General features: G+C 74.0%; 2 protein-coding genes and 1 pseudogene. All 3 read right to left on the bottom strand.

All coding sequences use genetic code 11. The features are described from left to right. A pseudogene (locus G6024_RS16080) lies at positions 1 to 139 on the bottom strand (histidine phosphatase family protein); the annotation flags it as partial. Positions 140 to 162: 23 nt separating this feature from the next. After that, positions 163 to 894, bottom strand: coding sequence for a zinc ribbon domain-containing protein (locus G6024_RS16075; protein ID WP_159149159.1), 732 nt, complete (start codon positions 892 to 894; stop codon positions 163 to 165). Between the two features lie 11 nt (positions 895 to 905). Beyond that, the coding region (locus G6024_RS16070; RefSeq protein ID WP_182640415.1) for a Nif3-like dinuclear metal center hexameric protein at positions 906 to 1383 on the bottom strand (478 nt) is incomplete at its 5' end.

The raw sequence follows: 1383 nt of genomic DNA, 5'->3' as shown, positions 1-1383 counted from the left end.
CGGCCTGGGTGACGCCCAACTCGGTGAGCTCGGGGTCGCCCTGACCGGAATAGCGCCGGTCCACCGACAGCGGGGTCTGGCCGTGGCGGGCCAGGACGATCCGGGTGGGGCGCCCGGTGGCGCCGGTCCAGCCCGGCCCGCCGGTGGAACCCGGCCCGCCGCTCACGAGTTGTCGGTGCGGACCACGATCACGCCGCACTCGGGGCAGTTCAGGACCTCGTCCGCGGGGGCGGAGCGGAACGCCGAGACGGTACTCCGGTCCAGGTCCATGGCGCAGGCCGAGCAGCGGCCTCCGTTGAGGATCGCCGCCCCTCGGCCCGCCTCCGCGGCGCTACGGGTGTAGTGATCGAGGAGGTCGGCGGGGACGGTCTCCGCCTCCCGGGCCCGTTCGGCCATCGTCTCGGTGACCGCGTCCTCGAGCTCGGCGAGGGCGGTGTCGCGCAGCGTCACGGCCATCCCGATCCGCGCGTCCAGGTCGGTGACGATCGCCCCGGAGTGGCGGACGTCGGCCTCCATGGCCTCGTGACGTTCGCCCAGCTCACCCAGCTCGCCCTCGAGGGCCTCCTGGCGGCGGGCCAGCGAACGCAGCTCGTAGTCCAGTTCGGTGGCCTGCCGCTCGGACAGGCCGCCCTTGGCCAGCAGATCGGAGTCGGCCGCCCGGCGCCGGCGCACGGCCTCCAGATCGGACCGCAGCTTGGCGAGTGCGCGGTCGAGATCCTCCAGGTGGATCCGGGCACGGGCGACGGACTCGGTGGCGGCCCGCCGCTCGGCCTCCAGCTCGTCCAGGGTCGTCTGCTCGGGTAGCTGCGACCGCCGGTGCTCGAGACTCGCCAGGCGCAGGTCGAGGTCGGCGATGTCGACGAGTCGACGCTGGTCGTGGGGATCGGCCTTCATGGGTGCCAAGACTACCGCTGCACGCGCCCTCCCCCGGCGGCCACCGTCCAGGGGTCCGTCCGTTGATCGCACACCGTCGCGGTGAGGTCCGCCCCCTCCTCGAGCAGGGCCGCGGCCTGGGCGCACCACGGGAACTCCAGCGCCCAGTGCGCGGCGTCGACGAGCAAGGGTCCGCCCGAGCGAAGGTGCTCGTCCACAACGTGATGGCGCAGGTCCCCGGTGAGGTAGACGTCGGCGCCCGCCGCGCGGGCCGCACCCAACAGTGAGTCGCCGGATCCGCCACACAGCGCGACGCGCCTGATCTCGGCGTCGGGGTCGCCCGCGGCGCGGACCCCCCACTCGGTGGTGGGCAGACGCTCGGCCACGAGCTCGGTGAACTGCGCAAGCGTCATCGGTGCGTCGAGTTCGCAGATCCGCCCGAGCCCGGTGTCCTCGGGCCCCGGCCCGGGTCCGGCGTGGTTGACGAACACGTCCATGGCGGGCACCTCG

This window comes from Dietzia maris, from assembly GCF_014144855.1.
GTDB lineage: Bacteria > Actinomycetota > Actinomycetes > Mycobacteriales > Mycobacteriaceae > Dietzia > Dietzia kunjamensis.
Note: the sequence above shows the minus strand (reverse complement) of the source record. Positions and strands in the feature narration are given on the sequence as shown.

Bases quoted from the DNA above. Each gene is read 5' to 3' on its own strand.
- G6024_RS16075 (WP_159149159.1), bottom strand. From the start codon at position 894: ATGAAGGCCGATCCCCACGACCAGCGTCGACTCGTCGACATCGCCGAC.